Consider the following 942-nt stretch of genomic DNA (forward strand, 5'->3'; position numbering starts at 1 on the left):
GGATGGCATTATTTTTGCAACAGGGATTGAAAGCCATGACAGTATGTCTGCTTTGGAGGAAATCGCCAGTGAACACATTACGATTGCCATGATTTCTCAGGATAAGCCGCTTCTTCCGATGGATATTGTTGTGATAGATGACGTTCGTGGCGGATATGTGGCTGCCAAGCATCTTCTGTCACTCGGCCACACGAACATCGCCTGCATTATCGGAGACGGGTCAACGACAGGCGAAAAAAATAGAATCAAAGGCTTCCGTCAGGCGATGGAGGAAGCGGGCGTGCACATTGATGAATCACTTATCATCCAAACGCGGTTTTACTTGGAAAGCGGCAAGGAAGAAGCGGGAAAATTGCTCGACAGGAACGCTCCGACTGCTATTTTTGCCTTCAACGACGTATTGGCTTGTGCCGCCATACAAGCTGCGAGAATAAGAGGCATAAAAGTGCCGGATGATCTTTCTATCATTGGTTTTGATAATACGATACTCGCAGAAATGGCGGCTCCGCCCCTGACAACCGTAGCCCAGCCGATAAAAGAGATGGGGCGGAGCGTCATCGAACTGCTGGCAGAAGCAATAGAGGGAAAACGAAAGGCGAAACAAAAAATAGTGCTTCCGCCTGAGCTTGTAGTCAGACATTCTACATCACCGCTCAACACATGAGCCCGCTAATGAGCGGGTTTTTTCATTATGACAGTTGAAGCCAAAAAACATATTGCGTGTAAACCAAAGGCAGTGTAAAATGAAACCATCTTTTGAGAAAGCGCTTGCGCAAAAATGGTAAAGCGGATAGAACCGCTGTTTTTTTAGCTGTTAAGAGAAAGCGCTTTCTCGAAGCGAGCCTGAAATGAGATAAAGGAGAGGATGGGACGTGGAACATCAAGTAAGATGTGCAGTATTGGGATTAGGAAGGCTCGGTTATTATCATGCGAAAAATTTCG

2 protein-coding genes are annotated in these 942 nt (G+C 46.5%); both read left to right on the forward strand.

The annotated features are described in order from the left end of the window. Positions 1 to 664: transcriptional regulator DegA (degA, locus tag ACWHAR_RS24175; RefSeq protein ID WP_452088071.1), on the forward strand; the 664-nt coding region annotated here is incomplete at its 5' end. A gap of 208 nt (positions 665 to 872) precedes the next feature. After that, on the forward strand, positions 873 to 942 hold a 70-nt coding region (locus ACWHAR_RS24180; RefSeq protein ID WP_452088072.1), incomplete at its 3' end, for a hypothetical protein.

The sequence above is a fragment of the Bacillus sp. LR--39 genome, assembly GCF_053613335.1.